This window comes from Sphingomonas zeicaulis, from assembly GCF_050433225.1.
Classification (GTDB): Bacteria; Pseudomonadota; Alphaproteobacteria; order Sphingomonadales; family Sphingomonadaceae; genus Sphingomonas_D; species Sphingomonas_D zeicaulis.
On sequence record NZ_JBNPXQ010000004.1, the window covers coordinates 238189 to 260003 of the forward strand.

General features: G+C 68.0%; 17 protein-coding genes. 10 read left to right on the plus strand and 7 right to left on the minus strand.

Annotated elements, in window-relative coordinates; all coding sequences use genetic code 11:
• Window positions 1-125 precede the first annotated feature (125 nt).
• Genes FHS96_RS16360 through FHS96_RS16385 form a run of 6 tightly spaced genes read right to left on the minus strand, consistent with a single transcriptional unit; the run spans window position 126 to window position 10379 of the window.
• Complete coding sequence (locus FHS96_RS16360) at window positions 126-3275, minus strand: glycosyl hydrolase (protein WP_429593727.1); 3150 nt, start codon at window positions 3273-3275, stop codon at window positions 126-128.
• Entirely contained in the window at window positions 3272-5653 is a 2382-nt protein-coding gene (locus tag FHS96_RS16365) for a glycoside hydrolase family 31 protein (RefSeq protein WP_429593730.1), read from the minus strand. The genes FHS96_RS16360 and FHS96_RS16365 overlap by 4 nt, the downstream gene beginning before the upstream one ends.
• A 5-nt stretch (window positions 5654-5658) precedes the next feature.
• Window positions 5659-7071, minus strand: coding sequence for a DUF1593 domain-containing protein (locus FHS96_RS16370; protein ID WP_429593733.1), 1413 nt, complete (start codon window positions 7069-7071; stop codon window positions 5659-5661).
• Between the two features lie 40 nt (window positions 7072-7111).
• Window positions 7112-8578 (minus strand): FGGY family carbohydrate kinase, encoded by a 1467-nt coding sequence (locus tag FHS96_RS16375; protein ID WP_429593736.1) that lies wholly within the window; start codon window positions 8576-8578, stop codon window positions 7112-7114.
• A gap of 2 nt (window positions 8579-8580) precedes the next feature.
• Complete coding sequence (locus FHS96_RS16380; RefSeq protein WP_429593739.1) at window positions 8581-9528, minus strand: transketolase family protein; 948 nt, start codon at window positions 9526-9528, stop codon at window positions 8581-8583.
• Window positions 9525-10379 carry a transketolase gene (locus FHS96_RS16385; protein WP_429593741.1) on the minus strand — a complete coding sequence of 285 codons (855 nt, stop codon included), beginning with the start codon at window positions 10377-10379 and terminating at the stop codon, window positions 9525-9527. The genes FHS96_RS16380 and FHS96_RS16385 overlap by 4 nt, the downstream gene beginning before the upstream one ends.
• 190 nt (window positions 10380-10569) lie before the next feature.
• Here FHS96_RS16385 and FHS96_RS16390 point away from each other — a divergent pair, with 190 nt between their 5' ends.
• Genes FHS96_RS16390 through FHS96_RS16415 form a run of 6 tightly spaced genes read left to right on the plus strand, consistent with a single transcriptional unit; the run spans window position 10570 to window position 16537 of the window.
• A complete protein-coding gene (locus FHS96_RS16390; RefSeq protein WP_429593744.1) occupies window positions 10570-11235 on the plus strand; it encodes a DUF2291 domain-containing protein in 666 nt (221 codons plus the stop codon).
• Window positions 11232-12749, plus strand: a complete 1518-nt coding sequence (locus tag FHS96_RS16395; protein ID WP_429593747.1) for a sugar ABC transporter ATP-binding protein — start codon at window positions 11232-11234, stop codon at window positions 12747-12749. Before FHS96_RS16390 ends, FHS96_RS16395 begins: the two co-directional genes overlap by 4 nt.
• The gene (locus FHS96_RS16400) at window positions 12746-13789 is read left to right on the plus strand and encodes an ABC transporter permease (RefSeq protein WP_429593750.1); all 1044 of its coding nucleotides are present in this window, start codon (window positions 12746-12748) and stop codon (window positions 13787-13789) included. The genes FHS96_RS16395 and FHS96_RS16400 overlap by 4 nt, the downstream gene beginning before the upstream one ends.
• Window positions 13786-14580 (plus strand): DeoR/GlpR family DNA-binding transcription regulator, encoded by a 795-nt coding sequence (locus FHS96_RS16405; protein WP_429593753.1) that lies wholly within the window; start codon window positions 13786-13788, stop codon window positions 14578-14580. The genes FHS96_RS16400 and FHS96_RS16405 overlap by 4 nt, the downstream gene beginning before the upstream one ends.
• Window positions 14581-14588: 8 nt before the next feature.
• Window positions 14589-15536 carry a D-ribose ABC transporter substrate-binding protein gene (locus FHS96_RS16410; protein ID WP_429593756.1) on the plus strand — a complete coding sequence of 316 codons (948 nt, stop codon included), beginning with the start codon at window positions 14589-14591 and terminating at the stop codon, window positions 15534-15536.
• A 17-nt stretch (window positions 15537-15553) separates the two neighbouring features.
• Window positions 15554-16537, plus strand: a complete 984-nt coding sequence (locus FHS96_RS16415; RefSeq protein WP_429593759.1) for a sugar phosphate isomerase/epimerase family protein — start codon at window positions 15554-15556, stop codon at window positions 16535-16537.
• A gap of 42 nt (window positions 16538-16579) precedes the next feature.
• Here FHS96_RS16415 and FHS96_RS16420 read toward each other — a convergent pair whose 3' ends face one another.
• The gene (locus FHS96_RS16420; protein ID WP_429593762.1) at window positions 16580-17665 is read right to left on the minus strand and encodes a Gfo/Idh/MocA family protein; all 1086 of its coding nucleotides are present in this window, start codon (window positions 17663-17665) and stop codon (window positions 16580-16582) included.
• A gap of 23 nt (window positions 17666-17688) precedes the next feature.
• Between FHS96_RS16420 and FHS96_RS16425 the strand changes: the two genes are divergently transcribed.
• The 4 genes from FHS96_RS16425 (at window position 17689) to FHS96_RS16440 (ending at window position 21754) form a co-directional block, all read left to right on the plus strand.
• Entirely contained in the window at window positions 17689-18576 is an 888-nt protein-coding gene (locus FHS96_RS16425) for an aldo/keto reductase (protein WP_429593765.1), read from the plus strand.
• A complete protein-coding gene (locus tag FHS96_RS16430; protein ID WP_429593767.1) occupies window positions 18573-19631 on the plus strand; it encodes an LLM class flavin-dependent oxidoreductase in 1059 nt (352 codons plus the stop codon). Before FHS96_RS16425 ends, FHS96_RS16430 begins: the two co-directional genes overlap by 4 nt.
• A 117-nt stretch (window positions 19632-19748) precedes the next feature.
• Complete coding sequence (locus tag FHS96_RS16435; protein WP_429593770.1) at window positions 19749-20501, plus strand: phytanoyl-CoA dioxygenase family protein; 753 nt, start codon at window positions 19749-19751, stop codon at window positions 20499-20501.
• On the plus strand, window positions 20498-21754 hold the full coding sequence (locus FHS96_RS16440) for an MFS transporter (RefSeq protein WP_429593773.1): 1257 nt from the start codon (window positions 20498-20500) through the stop codon (window positions 21752-21754). Before FHS96_RS16435 ends, FHS96_RS16440 begins: the two co-directional genes overlap by 4 nt.
• Window positions 21755-21815 lie beyond the last annotated feature (61 nt).

Consider the following 21815-nt stretch of genomic DNA (forward strand, 5'->3'; position numbering starts at 1 on the left):
CCGCGCGTGGCAGAGCAGAAGAGCGGGACCCCGGCTCAAAGGCCGGGGTGAGATGGTGAGGCGTTGGAGTGGTTTCGGTTGAGCCGCGACCGACTCATGCGCTCCGCCTGCCGCCGTCCCTTGCTTTACTCCCCGATCTCAAGCGTCACCGGCCCGATCAGCCCCGCGGGCCGCAGCACATCGCCCGCCGCATAGACTGTGATCGGCGCAAAGGTCTGCGGCTTCGCACCGGGTTGGCGGTCGCCGATCAGGCGGTTCTGGAAATAGTTCGCGGTGATGATCTCGATGCTGTTCTCGCCGCGCTTGAGCGCTTTCAGGATGTCGACGCGAGCGGGCTGCGTCCAGGTGACGCCGAGATCCTTCCCGTTGACGATCACCCGCGCCATATCGCCGACGGCGCCGAGGTCGAGCCAGGCACTGCCCTTGGGCAGGGCCGAAAGCTTCAGCGTCCGGCGATAGCTCACGCGGCCCGAATAATAGCGGACCGCGGGATCCTTCGAGTCTGTGAGTGAGTGAAGCGAATCGAAAGTAGCGGTTGGTGGCGCACCCATGCCGTCGAGGAAGGACAAGCGCCACGGTCCATCGAGCGCGACTGCCTCGGTTTTCGTTCTGGGGGCGGCGGTCGGCGCGGAGGTAGTCGCCCGGCGCAGCAGGATGAAGCGTGAGCTATAGGCTGGCAGCGAGACGCGGACGGCGTAGCCGGTGGGCGAAGAGGCCAGCGGCACCGCCGTCCGCAGCCCATCCTCGGCATTCCACAATTCCGCGGTCACACCCCCCTCTCGCTTCGCGGGAGGGGAGCTCAATCCGTCGCCGCGGAAGGTGATGGCGTCCTCGAACGGCTGGCCCTCAGGGTTCGACAGGAAATAGATGTCGCCATCCGGTACAATCCGGTGCTTCCAGTCGAGCCGGCCACTTTCGATCTGCACATCGGGCGTGATCGTCCCGGCAGGGCGTGGCTTGCCCCAGATTGCATCCGCCAGCGCTTCGAACTCCGCCGCGTCGCCGCCCAGCCCGATCAACCCTTCCGGTCGCGCGCCGGCGATCTCCAGACCGGCATCGGCCAGCCCCTTCAACCGGCGCAGCACCGGCAGGCTCAACCGGCGGACGCCGGAAGCCAGCATCAGCGTGCGATAGCGCGTGCCCGCCCGCGTGACGAAGCCGTCGCCGTCCGCAGCCAGCCCGAGCAGCGTCGTGCGATCGATGAAGTCATAATCGAACCCCACCGGCCGCTCGAAATGATGCGGCGCTGCCGACGCACCGTCCTCGCCATAGAACACGGCGATGTCGGCTACCGGCTTGCCCTGCTGCAGCAGGAAGGAGGATCGCGCGAGATAGTTCGTCCAGCCATCAGCCAGTTCCGCCCACGCCTCGTTGCGGGTGAAGTGCTGGCCGTATTGGCGCAACGTCATCCCCGGCTTGCGGCCATCGGTAAAGGGCTGGTGCGCGAAAGTGTGCATCACGATCTTGTTGACGCCCTCCGCGAAGAAGCGGTCGACCGGGCGGCGCCATTCGCGCGGGCCGGTCGCCCAGGGCTCGTCGCCCATCGTCGTCAGCGCCTCGGCGGCGACCATCGTCTTGCCGGTCAGATGCGCGGCGGAGGCCGCTTCGCGCATGTCGGCGATATGTTCGGGCTTGGGCGCGCCGCCCGCCGGCCAATACCAATATTCGCCCATCGGCACGTCGACGAGGCTCTTGGTCTGGATGCCGTCCGCCACGGTCGGCAGGTCGGTGCCCGGCGCCTCGGCATAATAGGTCAGGCGGCGGGCGCGCAGCACCTCGGCAAACACGCCATAATGATTGGCGGCGATCAGGTCGCCGATCGTGCGCCGCCAGTCGGCGAGGAAGCGCTCGGAACGATCGCTATCATCGACGATGCGGCCGGTGAGCACCGGCAGCCAGGGCAGCGGATCATAGCCGCGCAGCCGCTTGAAATCGGCGAGCAGCTTGGGGCTCCAGCTTTGCTGGCCGGCCTCCCAGCTGTCGCTGATCGCGATGTTCATGCGGCCGTCGCTGCCGACCGCATCCTTGTAGCGATCGTAGAAACGGTTGGCATAAGCGCGCACGACATCGGCATCGAGCTTGTCGACCTCCAGCCCCAGGCTCTCGCGGGAGGCGGGGGTGGAGCGGCTGCCGGTCAGCGACCAGCCGAAGCGCAGCACCGCCCAGCGCCCGCTTTTCGGCCGCCAGTCCAGCGTGCCATCGGGCCGCATCCGATCGCTGATGTCGATCACCTTATCGGCGGGCGCGCCGGCGATGCCGCCGGGGGTGCGGATGCTCTCATAGTCGAACACGGTGCCGTAGCCGGCCTTGTCCTCGACGCGGTTGACCCGCGGCGCCATCGCGAAGCGCGCCTCGCGTACCGAGACCGGGCGGGTTAGGCCGGTGAAGCGGATCGTCCAGTCGCGCGAGGGCGCGCCGCCGAGCAGGATCGTGCGCACCCGCGCGCCATGCTGGGCGGGCGCGCCGAGCGTCGCGCGGGTGGCGCCGCTGCCGTCGAGAACGACGCCGCCGGGAATGTCGCCATCGGTGGAGACGGTGACCGCGCCCGGCGCGACCGGCTGCGCGAAACGGAAGGTGAGGGTGATATTGCCCGCAGCGTCCGGCACCAGCTTGGTCGCGGCGTCGAACTTGCCATCACTCAGCAGCCCCGGCGCGTCGGTGCCGGTTACGGTGAAGGCTGGCGCCGGGGCCGCTTCGGCGTCGGGCAGGCGATAGGCGAGCACCGCCACCTCGCCGGACAGGCGGGGTTCGCGATTGCGCTCGCTGGCCGGCGTGTCCTGATAGGGGCCGTTGACCGCGGGCGGCGGCGCCAGCGTCACCACGCCCTTGCCGGGGCCGACGATCGTCTCGCTCCACACCAGCTTCTTCATCGCCTCTTCGGCGGTCACGCTGGGATCGCCGCTGACGCTCCAGCCGCCGCTCGATTGCGCGCCGAAGCTGAGGTTCAGCCGCTTCGCCTCGACGCCGGCGACATGCACCGCGCTTTTCCATTCGGGCGAGCCGAACCCGACGCGCTTCTCGACATATTGCGGGATCGGCGGCGAGTTGAAGCCGACGTCGAACACGAACACGCCGCCAAGCCCGATCCGTTTCATCCAGGCGAAATCCTGGCGGATCCCCTCTTCGGAGACATTGCCGTTGATCCATTGCCAATAGGCGAGCGGGCGGGCGTCCGCCGGCGGCTCCTCGAACCCCGCCACCAGCGGATCGGGCTGCTGGGCGTTGGCGGGCGCGGCGGAGGCGAGCAGCGCAGCGATGAGGGCGAGACGCTTCACGGCTTCACCACGATCTGCGCGCCGCGATAGTCGACCATCTGGCCGCCGCTGCCCGCATCGATGCCGACGCCCTGGCCGGGGGTGACGAAGATCACCCGGAAGTCCCGCCGCTTCGGCGAGCCCTTCCAGAGGCCCTGCCGCGCGCCGATGGTCAGCGTGGCCGCCGCCTCGTCCCAGCGGATCGGCACCGTCGATCGCTCGCCGCGCGTGTAACCCATGCCGTCTCCTGCATCCTCGTAAAGCGTGAAGGCGCCGTCCGCGCCGCGATAGACGCGCAGCTCGGTCGGGCCGAATGGATCCTGCCCGGCATGCTCCACCGCGGCGCCCAGCGGCAGGATCGATCCGTCGCGCACATAAAGCGGGATGCGCTCGATCGGCGCGTCAGCGTTGATCCAGCGGCTTCCGGAGAGGCGCTCGCCGGTCCAGAAGTCGGTCCAGCCCGCCTTGGGCAGATAGAGGGTGCGGGTGCGCGCCCCTTCCTTCGTGATCGGGTTGACCAACATGGCGGGGCCGAACAGGAACTGGTCGGCGATGTTCCAGACATTCTCGTCGGTGCGCCAGTCCATCACCAGCGGGCGCATGATCGTGCCATCGGCAGCGGTCACCTGCCAGGCGAGCGAATAGATATAGGGCAGCAACCGGTAGCGCAGCCGGTCGAACGCGAGCAATGTCGGCTGCATCGGCCCATAGCTGGCAATGCCGTTCTCGCCATTGGATCGCTTGCCGTGGGTGCGGAACAGCGGGTTGAACACGCCATATTGGAACCAGCGCGTATAGAGTTCCTGGAACGCGGGAGCGCGCGTGTCCGGCCCCTTGGGCGGGGAATCGAGCACGCCCAGATAATAGCCACCGATATCGGTGGTCCAGTAAGGCATGCCCGAAAGCGCGAAGTTCAGCCCGCCGGCGATCTGCTTCTCGAAAGTGGGAAAGGCGTTGGCGATGTCGCCGGACCAGCTCGCCGCGCCATGCGCCTGCACCCCCGCGAAGGAGGAGCGGGAAAGGATGAACACGCGCTTGTCGTCACGCGTCTGCCGCCAGCGGTCATGGACGTTGGCGGTGTGCGCGAAGGGGAAATAGTTGGAATAGAAGGCGCCCGGCCCGATCGCGAGCCGGCGCTGCTGGATCGTGCGATCGGTGCGCGCCATCGTCGGCAGATGCAGTTCGGGCTCGCTGCCATCGAGCCAGAACGCGTCCCAGCCCTGTTCCAGCAGCGGCCCCGCCAGCGACTGCCAATAGCGGTCGGCGGCCTGTTTGCTGGTCGGATCGTAAAGCTGCGTGCCCGGCACGAGCTGCCCCGCCGCCCTGGTCTCGGCATATTGGCGCGAACTGGTCGAGAGCAGGGGCCAGATCGAGATCATGGTGTGGACGTTGCGATCGGCGAGCCGCTTCAGCATTGCCGGCACGTCGGGATATTCGGCCGTCTTGAAGTCCTTGTCGCCCATGCGCTGCCACCAGCGCCAGTCCTGCACGATCACGTCCATCGGCGCGCCGGCGTCGCGGTTGAGCGCCACCGCGCCCTCCAACTGCTTCGCGTCGGCATAATGGTCCATCGACTGGAACAGGCCATAGGCCCAGCGCGGAAACAGCGGCGCCTGGCCGGTCAGGTCGCGATAGGTGCCGACCAGCCGGTCCATGTCGGGCCCGTAGGCGAAATAATAATCGATGCCGTCGCTGCCCTCGGCGCTGATCTTGAGCTCGGTCGGGAAGCGATTGTCGAAGCGCGAGGCGGCGGCGCTGTTCCAGAACAGCCCGTAACCCGCGGTCGAGACCATGAAGGGGATGGCGATGTCGGTGTTGGACTGGGCGAGTTCGACCACCGATCCCTGATAGTTCATCAGCCCCGACTGATGCTGGCCGAGGCCGTAAATGCCTTGCCGCAAGATCGGGTGGAACAGCAGCTCGACATCGAGCAGGCCGGGCTCGGCGGCGGCGGTACGATATTGGCGGGGGTCGTTGCCCACCTCGCCGAGCAGTTTCGTCCCGTCCGGCGCGATGAAGACGATGTTGCCGTTCGCCTCGGAGATCTGCAGCTTCACGCCGCCGGCCTCGGCGAACACCGGCGGCGCCGCGGCGGCAGCACCCGCGGCCCCCGGCGCCTGCGCCCCCGCGCCATCGCCGCTCGCCTCGGCGCGGCTGACTCGCGGCTTCACCGCTGCACAGGGCTTGCGCACCCACGGCCGCGCGAGCCCACTCTCCGCACGATCCTTGGGCCGCGCGACGACATGGACGAGGTTGGGACCACAGAAGCGGATCGCGACGGTGTCGGTCGCGGTCTGCAGTTCGAGCCCGTCGGCGGTCTCGCTGAGTTGTGCCGCGGCCGGGGCGGCGAAGATCAGCGCGGTCCCAAGAGCGGCTCCGCTGGCGATCGTCCGAACCATATTCGTCAGCCCTTCTTGCCCGGGGTCACCGTCACGATCGCGCGACGATAGGAGGTCAGCGCCGGCGCACCGCCGTCGCGCGCCTCGAAGATGATGTGGAAGCGGGTGGGTCGGCTCACCTCGGGCACGCGGAAGCGGGTATGGAGCGGGTCGCCGCGCTGCAGTTCCAGATTGGCGCTGCTGTTGACCTGCTCGGCCTCGCGATACTGCCACCAGCTATAGGTGACCGCGTCGCCGTCAGGATCGCGCGAGCCTTCGCCCGAGAGGCGGATGGTTTCGCCGGATGTCGCCGCGATCTCCACCGGCGCCTTGCCGGAAACGCCGTTCAGCACCAGCGTCGGATTATGGTTGGCGCCCTTGTAGCTGGATTGCAGCGTCCACTGGATGCGCCCGGCGAAGTCGTTCTGGAAGGCTTCGCGCCAGCGCCAGATCGTCGCCTTGTTGGTGTGGCGCGGCTTGCCGTCGATGCCGAGCACGAGGTCGCTGGTGTCGGTCCACAGGCCGTCCCACTCGGAAACCTTGCCATAGCGGCCGCCCCAACTGCCATAGTCGGGATGCTCGGGGCTGCCGAGGCCGTTGGGGATCAGATAGAGGAAGGTCGGCGTGTCGCCTTCCATCATGAATTCATAATCGGGGTAGAGCGCGCCCATCGGCCCGCGCTGGATGTTCGCCTCGATCCATTCCTTGGAAACGGTCGTGAAGTCCGGTCCGTCGAAATAATACATCCGGTCGCCGGAAATGCCGCCCCAGGTCGAGAGGTTGTAGTGGCGGTGCGCGGTGATGCTGGCGATCCAGAACATGTCCGGAAACTGGCGGCGCACCCACGGTCCCGCATTGTCCTGGTCAGAGATCGAATAGACCCGCAGCTTGGCGACGAACGCCGCGACCTGCTCGGGCGTGCGGGTCTTGCGGAGCTTGAACATCGCCTGCGCCAGATCGACCGCGCCGCCCCAGATCGTGATCCACACCGGGCGCGGATCGGGCTTGTCGACCACCGCGATGATCCAGTCGGACGCAGCCGTATCCTTGCCCTCGCCCACACCCGCCATGCCGAATTCGGGGCGGCCGGGCTTCACCACCGATCGCAGATAGTCCGCGCTGGGCCAGCCCTTCGCGTGGGTGCGCAGATTGGGCAGCACCGTCTCATAGGCGTCGATCCGCTTGGTGATCTGTTCTGGATGGACCGAGCTGCGCAGGTGGCGCGAGGTCGCCGGCACCAGCCCCTCGACGTCGAACTCATTGGTATAGAGCAGGAAGCGGACCATCGATTCCATGTCGTCCGGATCCGATCCGACATCGGTGAGGACGATCACGCGCGGCTTTTCCACCGCAGGGGCGGCGGCCCACGCTGCGACGGGCGCGCATGCGAGCATCGCCGCCGCGCCGATCAGGCGGATGCCGTTGGTCAGCATGGTCATTCCGCGATCCTCTCCTTTTTGGTTTTTGGTGTCGGGCCGGTCAGGTCTTGAGCGTTGCTGCCGCCTCCACCGCCGCGCGCCAGCGCGCCAGCATCGCCGCTCGCCGGCCGGCATCCATCCGCGGCTCGAACCGGTCGCGCTCCAGCGCGGGCCAGCCGCTTGTCGGGAAACCGGCAGCTTCCGCCGCCAGCCGCGCCGCGCCGCGCGCGCCGAGTTCGAGTTGACGGGGGCGCAGCACCGGCCGGTCGACCGCGTCCGCCAGCATCTGCATCAGCAGGTCGTTGGCGGCGGCACCGCCATCCACCGAGAGCAGCCCGAACGGCCGGCCGAGATCGGCGTCCATCGCACGCGCCACGTCGGCGATCTGCAGCGCGATCCCTTCCAGCACCGCGCGCGCGACATGCGCCGGCTTGGTGCCCAGCGACATGCCGCTCAGCAGTCCGCGCGCGTCCGTCTTCCAGTGCGGCGCGCCGAGGCCGGCGAGGGCGGGGATGAAGGTCACCCCGTCGCTGCTCTCGACGCTGGCGGCGAGCGCGGTCAGTTCGCCTTCGTCCTTCAGGTTGAGCAGGCCGACCGCGAAGGCGGCGGCATGGCCGGAGACGGCAACATTGCCCTCCAGCGCCTGGAACACCTGGCCGTCCTTCGCCCAGCCGATCGTGCCCGACAGGCCATGCGCCGAACGGACGCGATCGCCGGTAATCGCCATCAGCGAAGACCCGGTGCCGCAGGTCACCTTGGCCTCGCCGGCGCCGTCGAACATGTGGCCGAGCAACGCCGCGTGCGAATCGCCGAGCATCGCGTGGATGGGGATTCCATGGAGCAAACCGGGGGCATTCGTGGTGCCGAAGAGGGAATCCGAGGGGCGCAATTCGGGGAGCAATGACGCCGGAATGCCGAACAGCGCGAGCATCTCCGGATCCCATTGCAGCGTGTCGAGCGACAGCAATTGGGTGCGGGAGGCATTGCTGAGGTCGGTCGCATGCACCGCGCCGCCGGTCAGTTGCCACAGCAGCCAGGCGTCGACCGTGCCGGCGCGCAGGCTGCCGGCCTCGGCACGCGCGCGCATTCCCGGCACCTCGTCGAGCAGCCAGCCCAGCTTGGTGCTGGGGAACAGCGGATCGAGGCCAAGCCCGGTACGCGCGGCGATCAGCGCCTCATGCTCCTGCAGCGCGGCGCAACGCGCGGCGGTGCGGCGGCACTGCCAGCTGATCGCCGGGCTGGCGGGCAACCCGGTCTCCGCATCCCACAGCATCACCGTCTCGCGCTGATTGGCGATGGCGATGGCGGCCACCGGGACGCCGGGGTCGGCGACCAGCAGGTCGGCGATGGCACCGGCCACGCTGTTCCAGATCGCCTCGGCGGATTGCTCCGCCCAGCCCGGCTGCGGATGGAGCACGCCCAGCGGCCGTGAGGCGCGGCCGATCACATGGCCGTTACCGGCCGCGAACAGCAACGCCTTGGTGTTGGTCGTGCCCTGGTCGACCGCGAGGATCGCAGGACCGGCCATGGTCATGACCGCTTGGCGATGATGTCACGCGCCGCGGCGGCGATGCCTTCGGCGGTCAGCCCGAATTCCTCCATCAGCCATTCCGCCGAACCGGTCGGCAGGAAGCCGGGGAAGCCCAGGATGCGCATTGGCACCGGCCGCGACGCGACGACGCACTCGGCGACCGCGCCGCCCAGCCCGCCGCGCACGACATGCTCCTCGGCGGTGACGATGCCGCCGGTCGCGGCAGCGGCGAGCACCGCCTCTTCATCGAGCGGGGAGACGGTGGCCATGTTGATCACCTTCGCCTCGATCCCCTCGGCGGCCAAGGCCGTGGCCGCGTCGAGCGCGCGGTGGACGAGCGTGCCGCAGGCGATGATCGCGATGTCGCCGCCCTCGCGCAGGACCTCCGCCTTGCCGGCCTGGAAGCTGGGATTTGTGCGCTCGAGCGCGGGCACCGACATGCGGCTGATGCGGATGAACACCGGTCCCTCATGCGCCGCCGCCCAGCGGATCGCTTCCGCGGTTTCCCACGGGTCGGCAGGGACGATCACGGTGAGGCCCTTCATCGCCCGCAGCCATGCGAGATCCTCGATGCTGTGGTGCGTCGAGCCCAGCTCGCCATAGGCGACGCCGCTGGAAATGCCGCACAGCTTCACATTGGCGTTGCTGTAGGCGCAGTCCGCCTTGATCTGTTCCAGCGCGCGGCCGGTGAGGAAGCAGGATGCGCCGCTGACGAACGGGATCTTGCCGCCATTGGCGAGGCCGGCGCCGACGCCGATCATGTTCTGCTCGGCGATGCCGACATTGATCAGCCGCTCGGGAAAGCGCTCACGGAACTTGCCGAGCTTGCTCGAGCCGACCGAGTCATTGACCACGGCGACGATGCGCGGGTCTTCCGCGGCGATCGCTTCCAGCGCCTCGACATAGGCGTTGCGGCAATCGAAGCCGCTGCCGGTTGCTTCCTTCACGCCACGCCCTCCAGCTCGGCCATCGCCTGCGCGAACTGCGCCTCGTTGGGCACGCCATGGTGCCAGCTCGCCTGATTCTCCATGAAGCTGATGCCGCGGCCCTTGATGGTGTTGGCGATCACGCACAGTGGCTTGCTGCGCGGCGTGACGGGCGCGGAGAGCGTGTCGAGCAACTGCGCATGGTCATGCCCGTCAATCTCGACGACCTCCCAGCCAAATGCGCGCCACTTGTCGGCCAGCGGTTCCAGCGCATTGGTGTTCTCGGTCGGCGCGCCCTGCTGCAGCCGGTTGCGGTCGACGATCGCGGTAAGGTTGCCGAGGCCGCGATGGCCGGCGAACATCGCCGCTTCCCACATGCTGCCTTCCTGCAACTCACCGTCGCCGGTGAGCGCGAACACGCGATAATCAGCCTTGTCGATCTGCGCCGCGACGGCAATGCCGACGGCGACCGGCAGCCCATGGCCGAGCGGACCGGTGTTGGTCTCCACGCCCGGCAGATAGGTGCGGTTGGGGTGGCCGTTGAGGCGCGAGCGCGGGTTCAGATAGGTTTCCAGCTCGGCTTCGGGGAAATAGCCTGCACCCGCTAGCGCGGCATAGAGCGCGCCTGTGCAATGGCCTTTGCTCATCACGAAGCGGTCGCGCGCCGGATCGTTCGGATTGGTGGCGTCATAGCGCAGCACGTCGAAATAAAGCGTGGCGAGAATGTCGGCGGACGACATGTCTCCGCCGGGATGGCCTTGTCCTGCGGCGCGGATCATCGTCAGCGCCGTGCGCCGGATCCAGGTCGCGCGTTTCCGCACGGCGGCAGCCCGCGTTTCATCGCGGTCGTTGAGTTTCGTTTCGCTAGCCAAGGCATCCTCCTATGCCGCCAGATAACCACGCTCAAGGGTGAGCGCAACGGGTTGTGTTACGCTTTCTTTCGTTTCTTTCCTTTTTTCTCCGTTAGCGTTTCAACTTCGTTTGACATTCGGGCAGCGCCTTGCCTAACCATGGGGCCCCGCCGGCCAATGACGCCCGCTGGGGTTGGAGAAGGTGCCGGTAATGCAACGAGCCTTGGGCTCTCTCGGATGGGCAGGGACGCGGGCGGCCGCCGCGGGCGTTGCGCTGTGCCTCCTCGCCGGCTGCAAGATCTTGCCCATCGACGAGGCGCGCGCGTTGCGCGAGCGCAGCAGTGGCGCCTTCGATGCGAAACGCTATGTCGAGACGATCTGGGGTGGTCGTGCGCAGAAGGCGCTGGCTGACAGCGCGATCCCCGTCGAGCGGCTGCGCGCCGAACCGATCGAGCAGCTCGGCGCCGCACATGGCCGCCGCGCGGGTGAGGGCTCCCCCTGGACCTTCGTCGTCAGCGGGGAAGGGCAGGTCGAGCGCGTCGATCTCGGTCAGCCGCGCGGCACGGTGGTCGTGCAGACCGCGGTGGGGCCGGCGCTGATCCAGGCCGGGCCGGTGGTCTCGGGCACCACGGTCCGCGACGCGCTGCCTTTCGTCGCGTTCGATGGCTTTCCAGATCAGATTGCCTTCGCCGAAGTCGGCACCGAACTCACCGAGCGCGCGGTGACGCCGCTGCGCAAGACGTTGGGCGCGCTCAAGCCCGGTGACCGCATCCGCTTCCTGGGCACGGCCCGTCCGAGCGCGGGTGACGCGCCGCTGGTGGTGACACCGGTTACGGTCGAGCGTGCCGGCGGCGGCGCCCCGGCAGCGGCGCGATGATCCGCATCGCCGCGCGCGGCGTCGAAAAGCGGTACGGCGTCGTGCGTGCGCTGAAGGGCGTCGACTTCGACGTCCATGCCGGCGCGGTCAATGTGCTGATCGGGGAGAATGGCGCGGGCAAGTCGACCTTGATGCGCATCATCGCCGGGGTCGAGACGCTCGATGGCGGCGAACTGGTGATCGAGGGCAAGCCGGCGGTGATCCGCTCGGTGCAGGATGCGGCGGCGCACGGCATCGGCATCGTCCACCAGGAACTCAGCCTCTGCCCCAATCTCAGCGTTACCCAGAACATCTTCCTCGAACGCGTGCTCGGCCGTAGCGTCGCGATCGATCATCGCCGCGAGCGCGAGCGCGCGGTCGAGTTGCTCGCGCGGCTGGGCGCCACGATCGATCCAGACACGCTGGTCGGCGCGCTGCGCGTCGGCGAGCAGCAGATCGTCGAGATCGCCCGCGCACTCTCCCGCGACGTCTCCGTGCTGATCCTCGACGAGCCGACCTCCGCGCTGAGCGCCGCCGAGACCGAGCGGCTGTTCCAGGTGGTCGATGAACTGCGCGGCGCCGGCGTCGCGATCATCTATATCTCGCACCGGCTGGAGGAGATCGTCCGCATCGGCGATCATGTCACGGTGCTGCGCGACGGCGAACGCGTCGCCTATGCCGAACGCGGCGAATTCTCGGTCGACTGGATCGTCCATCACATGCTGGGCGGCGCCACGACAGCGCCCAAGCGCACCGCCTGCACGCCGGGCAGCGAGATGCTGGTCGTCACCGATCTCGAAGTGCCGCGCGCCAACGGCAATCTCGCTGTCGCCGGCGCCAGCCTCAGCGTGCGCTGCGGGGAGATCACCGCGCTTTACGGCCTGCTCGGTGCCGGCCGCTCCGAACTGTTCGAGGCGATCTGCGGCGCGCTGCCCGCGCGTGGCTCGATCCGCGTCGATGGCGTCGAACTCACCGGCAAATCGCTGCGCCAGCGGTTGCGCCACGGCGTCCAGTTCGTCGCCGAGGATCGCAAGACCGAGGGGCTGTTCGCCAATTTCTCGGTCGCCCGCAACATGTCCGTCTCGGTGCTCGATCGGCTGCGGCGGATGGGCTTCCTGTCGGCCGAGCATGAGAGCGGCGCCGTTCGCCCGATGATGGGGCGGATGGGGGTGAAGGCGGCCTCGCCGGATATCGCGATCGGCGCGCTTTCGGGCGGCAACCAGCAGAAGGTGCTGATCGGCCGCGCGCTGCTGCCCGGCCCGAAGTTGGTGCTGCTCGACGAGCCCGGTCGCGGCGTCGACATCGGCGCGCGCGCCGAGATCTTCGAGGTGATGCGCGAACTCGCCGCCGAGGGCATCGCCGTGCTCTTCTCCACCTCCGACCTCGTCGAGGCGATCGCCGCCGCAGATCGGGTGCTGGTGATGGCGGGCGGCCGCATCACCGACGACATGCCCGCGGAGCAGGCGAGCGAAGACCGGCTGGTCCGCGCCGCCAACGCGACCGCCCCAATCCCATCAGTCACAGAGGCCGCATGACCAGCCCCGCCGAAGCCACCGCCGAACCGGGCGGTTCGCGTCGCCTGCTCAACCTGCTGATCCGCCTGCGCGCGCTGATCGCGCTGTTCGTCGTGCTCGCCTTCTTCTCGGCGATGGCGCCCAACTTCCTGTCGGTCGCCAACATGCTGATCATGGCGAAGCATATCGCGGTGATCGCGATCCTCGGCATCGGCATGACCTATGTCGTGCTGACCGGCGGCATCGATCTTTCGGTGGGATCGATCGCGGGGCTTGGCGGCATGATTGCCGGCGCGCTCATCCTCAACGGCATCGAGCTGGGGCCGATGGGCGTCGTCATCTTCCCGTCGATCCCGCTGGTCATCCTGACGGTGGTGCTGATCGGCGCGGCGATCGGCTTCGCCAACGGCCTGCTGATCACCCGCTTCGGGGTGGCGCCGTTCATCGCCACACTCGGCATGCTCTATGTCGCGCGCGGTGCGGCGCTGCTGCTCTCGGGCGGCGCGACCTTCCCGAACCTCACCGGCAGCGTCGATTTCGGCAATCAGGGCTTTCCCTTCCTGGGGGCGGGCCGGTTGCTCGGCGTGCCGTTGCCGGTGCTGATCCTCATCGTGCTCGCGCTGGTCGCCGCCTTCGTCGCCGCCAACACCGCGTTCGGCCGGCGCATCTATGCGGTCGGCGGCAATGAACGCGCGGCGATGCTGTCGGGCATCGCGGTGAATCGCGTGAAGATCGCCGCCTATGTGATCTCCGGCGGCTGCGCCGCGCTGGTCGGGCTGATCGTCGCGTCGGACCTCGTCTCCGCGCATCCCGCCTCGGGCGAGACCTTCGAGCTCAGCGCGATCGCCGCGGTGGTGCTGGGCGGCGCCTCGCTCGCGGGCGGCCGCGGCACGATCGGCGGCACCTTGATCGGCGCCTGCGTGATCGGCGCGCTGGGCGACGGCATGGTCATGCTGGGGATCAGTGAGTTCTGGCAGATGGTGATCAAGGGGGCCGTGATTGTCGGCGCCGTCATGCTAGACCAACTGCAACTCCGCATGTCGCGGGGAAGCTGGAGATGACCATAATGGCGCGAATGAGCGGACAGGGCCTGCTCGGCGAAGCACGCCGCATGAAGATCCTCGAATGGCTGCAGGAAGAAGGCAGCGCGCGCGTGCGGGCATTGGCCGAAGCGTTCGGCGTGTCCGAAGTGACGGTGCGGCAGGATCTGGAGAAGCTTGAGGCCGAAGGCCATATCGTGCGCGAGCATGGCGGCGCCTTCCTCAAATCGGTGCCGCAGCAGGTGCGCGCGCTGGCGCTGCACCATTTGGTCAACATGGATCCCAAGCGGCGCATCGGCCGCGCGGCGGCGGCGCTGGTGGGCGACAATGAAACGGTGATCCTCGATTCCGGATCGACCACCACCGAGGTGGCGGCGAACCTCACCGCGCGTGAGGGGATGACGGTGATCACCAACGCGCTCAACATCGCGCTGATGCTGGGCGGGCTGCCCTCGTTCGAGGTCCATATGCCCGGCGGCCATTTCAAGGCGCCGACCTTGTCGCTGAGCGGGGAACGCTCGGCGGACTATTTCCAGGGACTGTTCGCCCAGAAACTCTTCCTTGCCACCGCCGCGGTCTCGGTCGAGGCCGGGCTCACCTTCCCCTCACTGTCGGACATCAGCGTGAAGCGCGCGATGACCGAGGCGGCAGCCGAGGTGATCCTGGTGGCGGACAGCAGCAAGATCGGCCGCCGGTCCTTCTCGGCGCTCGGCCCGATCGCGCTTGTCCACACCTTGGTGACCGATGACGGCATCACCGACGAGGATCGGCAGGGCTTCGAGGCAGCCGGCGTGAAAGTGGTGATTGCGTGACCGGATTGATGAAACGACCGATCGTCTGGGGCGCCGCGCTTGTCGTGCTCGCGCTTGCCGCGCTGCTGCTGGTTCCGCGGCAGCAGGGCAGCCGGCTGGTCGTGATCATCACCCCTTCGCTCGACAATCCCTTCTTCGGGCAGGAAGCGCTGGGTGCCGAGGCGCGCGCCCGCGCGCTTGGCTATGAGACGCTGAAATTCTCGCACGGCGACGACGCGTTCAAGCAGAACGAGCTGATCGAAACCGCGATCGCGCGCAACGCTGCGGCGATCATCCTCGACAATGCCGGCGCGGACGCCAGCGTCGCGGCGGTGCTGAAGGCCAAGGCTGCGGGCGTGCCGAGCTTCCTGATCGATCGCGAGATCTCCAGCCGCGGCGCCGCGGTGAGCCAGATCGTCTCGAACAATTATCAGGGTGCGACATTGGGCGGCGAGAGCTTCGCCGAGGCGATGGGCGGCGCCGGCGACTATGCGGAGCTGGTGGGCAAGGAATCGGATACCAACGCCTCGATCCGCTCCAAGGGCTATCATTCGGTGCTGGATCGCTATCCCGGGCTCAAGCTGGTCTCGCGCCAGAGCGCCAACTGGGATCAGGCGCAGGCCTTCACCGTCACCCAGTCGATCCTGCAGGCGCACCCCAATGTGAAGGGGATCATCGCCGGCAACGACACGATGGCGCTGGGTGCTGTCGCCGCGCTGGAAAGCGCCGGCCGCCGCGACGTCGTCGTGGTCGGGTTCGACGGATCCAACGATGCGCGCGATGCGATCCTCGCCGGGCGGATGCACGCCACCGTGCTGCAGCCGGCGTTTCGCCAGGCGCAATATGCGGTCGAACTGGCCGACCGCTACCTCAAGACCGGAAGCACCGGGCAGCCCGAAAAGCAGCTGATGGAGTGCTTCCTGATCACGCGTGACAATGCGCGCACCCTCAAGGACTTCGCCCTCACCGGGCGCTGACGGAAAGGAACAGGATGATGGCGAGCGAACAGAAGTTCGGCGCAGGGATCTGGCATTTCGCGACCTATGTCGATCGCTATGCCACCGATGGCTATGGCCCCCCGCGCAGCCTGATCGAGATGATCGATCTGGCGGGTTCGGTGGGCGACCTTTCGGTGGTCGACATCAACTATCCGTTCGCGGATCCCACGCTCAGCCTCGACGCGGTGGGCGAGGCGCTCAAGCGCAACAAGCTGGAAGTCATCGGCATCACGCCGGAGATCTACACCCGCGAATTCTCCAAGGGCGCCTTCACTAACCCCGATGCCGGCGTGCGCCGCCGCGCCAATGAGCTGATCAACGACGCCGCCAACGTCGTCCGCCGCTTCGGCGCCAAATATGTGAAGCTGTGGCCGGGGCAGGATGGCTGGGACTATCCGTTCCAGGTCGATCATGGCGACATCTGGCGCAAGAGCCTCGATGGCGTCGGCGAACTCGCGCAGCAGAACCCCGATCTGCAGTTCGTGATCGAGTACAAGCCGCGCGAGCCGCGCAACCATATGAGCTTCGACAGCGTCGCGCGCACCTTGCTCGGCATCGAGAAGATCGGCCTGCCCAATGTCGGCATCCTGCTCGACTTCGGCCACTCGCTCTATGGCGGCGAATCGCCCGCGGACGCGGCGCAGCTCGCGATCGACTATGGCCGCCTGTTCGGCATGGACGTGAACGACAATCTGCGTGGCTGGGACGACGACATGATCGCCGGCTCGGTCCACCCGATCGAGCTGTTCGAATTCTTCTACACGCTGCGCCGGAACAATTGGGAAGGCGTGTGGCAGCTCGACCAGTTTCCGTTCCGCGAAGACAGCGTGAAAGCGGCGAAGAGCGCGATCGGTTTCCTCAAGCGCATCGAACGCGCGCTCGACCGGCTCGACTTCGACGCGATGCGCGCCGCGCAGGCGAAGCAGGACGCGGTGACCGCGCTCAACCTCGCCCGCGGCGCGCTGTTCGGCGGGGAGTGAAAGCCTGGTTTTTCCTCCCCGAGCAGAGCTCGGGGAGGAAAATTACTGCACCCCAATCTCGTCCAGCATCACCGCGCGCCCTTCCTGTGCGGACAGTTCCGCCGCAGCGCCGATCGCCACTGCCTTCAGCCCGTCGCGGGCGGTAACCTCGACCGGGCCTTCGCCGCGCACCGCGCGGGCGAAGGCTTCGTGCTGGTGGAAGGTCGCGCCATGGTGCGATCCCGCTGCGAGCACCGCCGCATCGACATCCACCATCTCGCGCTCGACCTGCTTGGGCGCCAGGAAGGGCACGCGTGGTGAGAAGACCAGCTCGCCCGGCGGCACCAGCACGTCGAGCCGCGCCTTGTCTCCTGTCGCGCTCACTTCCTCCTGATGCTCGGCGCCCTCGGCGAACATGCACAGGTCCAGCATCGCGCGCACGCCATTGGCGAAGTCGACGACGGTGTAGCTGTTGTCGATGATGTCGGGGCGCTCGCCGCCATAGCGCTCATCGAGATGGTTCACGTCCATCGCGCCCGAACAATAGACGCGCACCGCCTCGCTCTGGACGATCAGCCGCATCAGATCGAAGAAATGGCAGCATTTTTCCACCATCGTGCCGCCGGTGTTGCGCGAGAAGCGGTTCCAGTCGCCGACCTTGTGGAGGAAGGGGAAGCGGTGCTCGCGCATCGCCAGCATCTGCAGCCGGCCGACGCGGCCGCCATGCACGTCGCTGACGAAGCGGCGCATCGGCGGCATGTAGCGATATTCCATGCCGGTCCAGAAGGGCCGGGCATAATCGTCGGTGCGCTCGGCAATCCAGCGCGCATCCTCGATCGTGGTCGCCAGCGGCTTTTCGCACAGGATGGCAAGGCCTCGGTCGAGCAGCGGCACCAGCACGTCGCGGTGGGTGTTGTTGGGGGATGCGATGACGACCGCGTCGACTTCGCCCTTCTCCGCCAGTTCCTCGGCGTTGCGGAAGCGGGCCGGGCGTTCGTCGCCCAGCGCCGCGTCCGCCCAGCCGAGCGAGGCCTCGACGGGATCGGCGATCGCGGTGATTCGCGCGCCGGGGATGAGGAGGATGTTGCGGATATGCTCGCAGCCCATCATGCCGGTGCCGACGATGCCGTAGCGGATTGTCTCTGCCATCTTGCCTGTGCCAATGCTTGGGGATGAGCCCCCTTACTCCCGATCCCGTACCGCTCGGCAAGAGCGGATTGTCGATTGCCCCGATCGGATGGGGCATGTGGCGCTTCGCCGGCGATGATGTGAGCGCGGCGCGCGCCCGCATCGAGGCGGCGCTGGAGGTCGGCATCGACTTCTTCGATACCGCCGACGTCTATGGTCCCGACAATGGCGAGCCGTTCGGCGCGGCCGAGGCGCTGCTGGGGCGGGTGTTGGCGGAGGCACCGGAACTGCGCGACCGCCTGACGCTTGCCACCAAGGGCGGCATCATTCCCGGCGTGCCCTATGATTCGAGTGCGGCCTATCTGGAAGCGGCGCTGGACGCGTCGCTCAAGCGGATGGGCACCGATCATGTCGAGCTGTGGCAGGTCCACCGGCCGGACATGCTGACACATCCCGCCGAACTGGCTCGCACGCTCGAGCGGATGGTGGCTTCGGCCAAGGTGCGGTGCGTGGGCGTCTCCAACTTCACGCCGGCGCAGATCCGTGCGCTGCAGGCGCATCTGCCCTTCGCACTGGCGACGACGCAGCCGCAATTCTCGCCGCTGCACACCCAGCCGCTGTGGGATGGCGAACTCGATCTCGCGATGGAACTGGGCCTTGCCGTGCTGGCCTGGTCCCCCTTGGGCGGCGGCCGGCTGTCGGGCGAAGGGGCGGTCGCGGCGCTGCTCGATGCCAAGGCGGCGGAGGCCGGCGTTTCGCGCGCCGCTGCGGCCTATGCCTGGATCATGGCGCATCCGGCGCGGCCGGTGCCGATCGTCGGGAGCCAGCAGCCCGATCGCATCCGCGAGGCGGCGGACGCGTTCAGGCTGCAATGGAGCCGCTCCGAATGGTATGCGGTGGTCGAGGCGTCGACGGGGCAGCGGCTGCCATGAGCGGGTGCGAGGTCAGCTGGTTTTCGGCGCTGTGCGACGATGATTATGAGTTTCTCGGCCAGCCCGATCCGATGCTGCAATCCAGCTGGGAGCATTGCCGCGATATCGTGCTGCAGGCCGAGACGCTCGGCTTCGACAATATCCTGCTGCCCTCCGGCTATGCGCTGGGCATCGACACCACCGCCTTCGCCGCGGCGATCGCCACCTGGGTGAAGCGCATCCGGCTGCTGATGGCGGTGCGCATCGGGGAGAACTGGCCGCCGCAGCTCGCCCGCCAGATCGCCACGATCGACCGGATGCTGGGCGGACGGCTGGCGGTCAACATCATCTCCAGCGACCTGCCCGGCGAAACCGTGGCGAGCGGCCCGCGCTACCGGCGCACGGTCGAGGCGATGGCGATATTGCGCACCTTGCTCGACGGCCAGCCGCTCGACCATCAGGGTGAGTTCTGGTCGCTCAAGCTCGATCCGCCGCGGATCGCAACGGCCTCGGCGCGCTGCCCGCAATTCTATTTCGGCGGATTGTCCGAGGATGCGCGCGAAGCCGCAGCCGCGGGTGCCGACGTCTATCTTATGTGGCCCGATGTGCTCCCCGCGGTGCGCGAAACGATCGCCGACATGAAGGCCCGCGCGGCCCGGCACGGCCGCTCGCTGCGCTTCGGCTACCGCGTCCATGTCGTCGTTCGCGAGACCGAGGCGGAGGCGCGCGCCGCCGCCGACCGGCTGCTCTCGCGGCTCGACGATGCGGCGGGCGCGGCGATCCGCGCGCGCTCGCTCGACAGCCAGTCCGCCGGCGTGCGCCGCCAGGCCGAGCTGCGCGAGGCGGCAGGCAATGAGGGCTATGCCGAGGCCAATCTGTGGACCGGCATCGGCCGCGCCCGTTCCGGCTGCGGCGCTGCGATCGTCGGCGATCCCGATCAGGTGCTGGCCAAGCTGCAGGCCTATCAGGCGGAAGGCATCGAGGCGTTCATCCTCTCCGGCTATCCCCACGCCGCCGAGGCGGACCTGTTCGCACGCCATGTGCTGCCGCGGCTGGAGCATGGGCCGCTGGGGTAGGGGGCGGACATCATCTCGCTCCTCCCACCTTAACCCTACCTCGCGGCTAGAGTTGAAAGAAAATCTCTCTGTGCCTCGCTCCCCGGCGCGCCTAGCAAGGGTGTCGGAGGATAGCCTGTGAGCGATGAGGATCAGGCCGCCGCGTTCCGGCGCGACGGTTATGTGATATTTCCGGGCGTGCTGGACGGCGCGATGCTCGATCTGCTGCGTGCCGAGTGCGACGATTTCGTCGCGCGGGAAGATGCGCGGATGGATGCGGCGGGGGTCGATACGCTGGGGATCAGCCATCGCGGCAAGCGTTATTTCGCCAATGAATGCCAGCGCGAGCGGCCGGTGCTGCGGCAGATGCTGTTCAGCCCGGTCATGGCCGAAATCTGCCGCGCGACCTTGGGCGACACCGCCTATTTCTTCTTCGATCAATATGTCGTGAAGGGCCCCGATGGCGGGATGCCGTTCAGCTGGCACCAGGATTCGGGCTATGTCGTCGGCAATGGCGGCCCCGCGGACCATGCCCCCTATCTCACCTGCTGGTGCCCGCTCGACGACGCGACGATCGAGAACGGCACCGTCCGCCTCGTGCCGGGCAGCCACCGCGACGGCCTTCTTCCGCACGTCCGCGATGCCGCGACCAACGACCTCGCCGTGGCCGTGGCTGAGGGGGAGGGCGTTGCGGTGGAGGTGGCGGCGGGCAGCGTCGTCGCTTTCTCCAGCCTCACCTTGCATGCCACCGGCGCGAACCGCACCGATCGGCCGCGCCGCGTCTATCTCGCGCAATACACGGCGGAGGCGATGCTCAACCCGGGCACGCGTCAGTTGCGCCGCAACGCGATCGCCTTCCTCGAACAGGGCCGTCAGGTGACCTTCGCGTGACCGGTCTCTCGAACGCGCATCGCTGGCTGCTGATGCTGCTCGTACTGACGGCGAGCATCCTCAACCTTGTCGATCGCCAGATCATCGCCGTGCTCAAGCCGACGATCTCCGCCGAGCTCGGCTGGAGCGACACCGATTATGGCGCGCTTGCCGCCTGGTTCCAGGGATCGGCCGCGATCGCCTTCCTGTTTACCGGCTGGATCGCGGACCGGCTGGGCGTCAAATGGGCGAACCCGATCGGCGTCGCGGCGTGGAGCCTCGCCGCGATCGCGCATGGCTGGGCCACGACGATGGCGCAGTTCATCGTCGTGCGCGCGACCTTGGGCGCGACCGAGGCAATGGGCACGCCCAACGGCGTCAAGACGATCGCCGCGATCTTCCCGCCGCACCTGCGCTCGATCGGCTTCGGCCTGTTCAACGCGGTCGGCAGCATCGGCGCGGTGGTGGCGCCGCTGATGATCCCGCTGCTCGCGGCGCTGTGGGGCTGGCGGATGGCGTTCGTCATCGCCGGAGGGCTCGGCTTCGTCTGGGCCGGGCTGTGGCTGCTGACGACGCGGCGGCTGCGCTTCGATGCGCCTCCCAGCGTCGCCGCTGCGCCGGCGGAAGCGCCGGACGAGCGCCCGTTGCTGACCGAACGGCGAACCTGGGCGGTCGCCGCCGCCAAGCTGTTTTCGGATTCGACCTGGTGGCTGATGCTGTTCTGGATGCCGGACTTCTTCAATCGGCAGTTCGGGCTTGCGGGCACCGGCCTCGGGCCGCCGCTCGCCATCGCCTATTGCGGGGCCGCGGCCGGTTCGCTGATCGCCGGTGCCGCCGCCTCGCGCCTGCTCGCGCGCGGCTGGTCGGTCGGGCGCACCCGCAAGACGGTGATGCTGGTTTCCGCGCTGGTGGTCGTGCCGGTGCCGCTTGCGCTGCAGGCGGACGCGCTATGGATAGCGACCGCGATCCTGGCGCTGACGATGGCGGGGCATCAGGGCTTTTCCAGCACCCTGTTCGCGCTGATCGCGGATATCACCCCCGGGGCCAAGGTCGGCCGCGTCACCAGCTTCGGCGCGTTCTGCGGCAATATGGGTGGGATGGCCATCGTCTGGATCGCTGGCCAGGTGCTGACCGCGGGGCTCGGCTACGGCCCGATGTTCCTGTTCGCGGCGATGTCCTACCTGCTCGCGCTCGGATCGATCCAGCTACTGCTGCCGCGCATCGTGCCGGTGGATCGCACGCACGCAAAGGTTGCGGAGGCGCTCGAAACCTGATCGTCTGCACGGTGCGTCGCCGATGCCATACGCGAAACGATCGACGGGGTGCCGGCAAGGA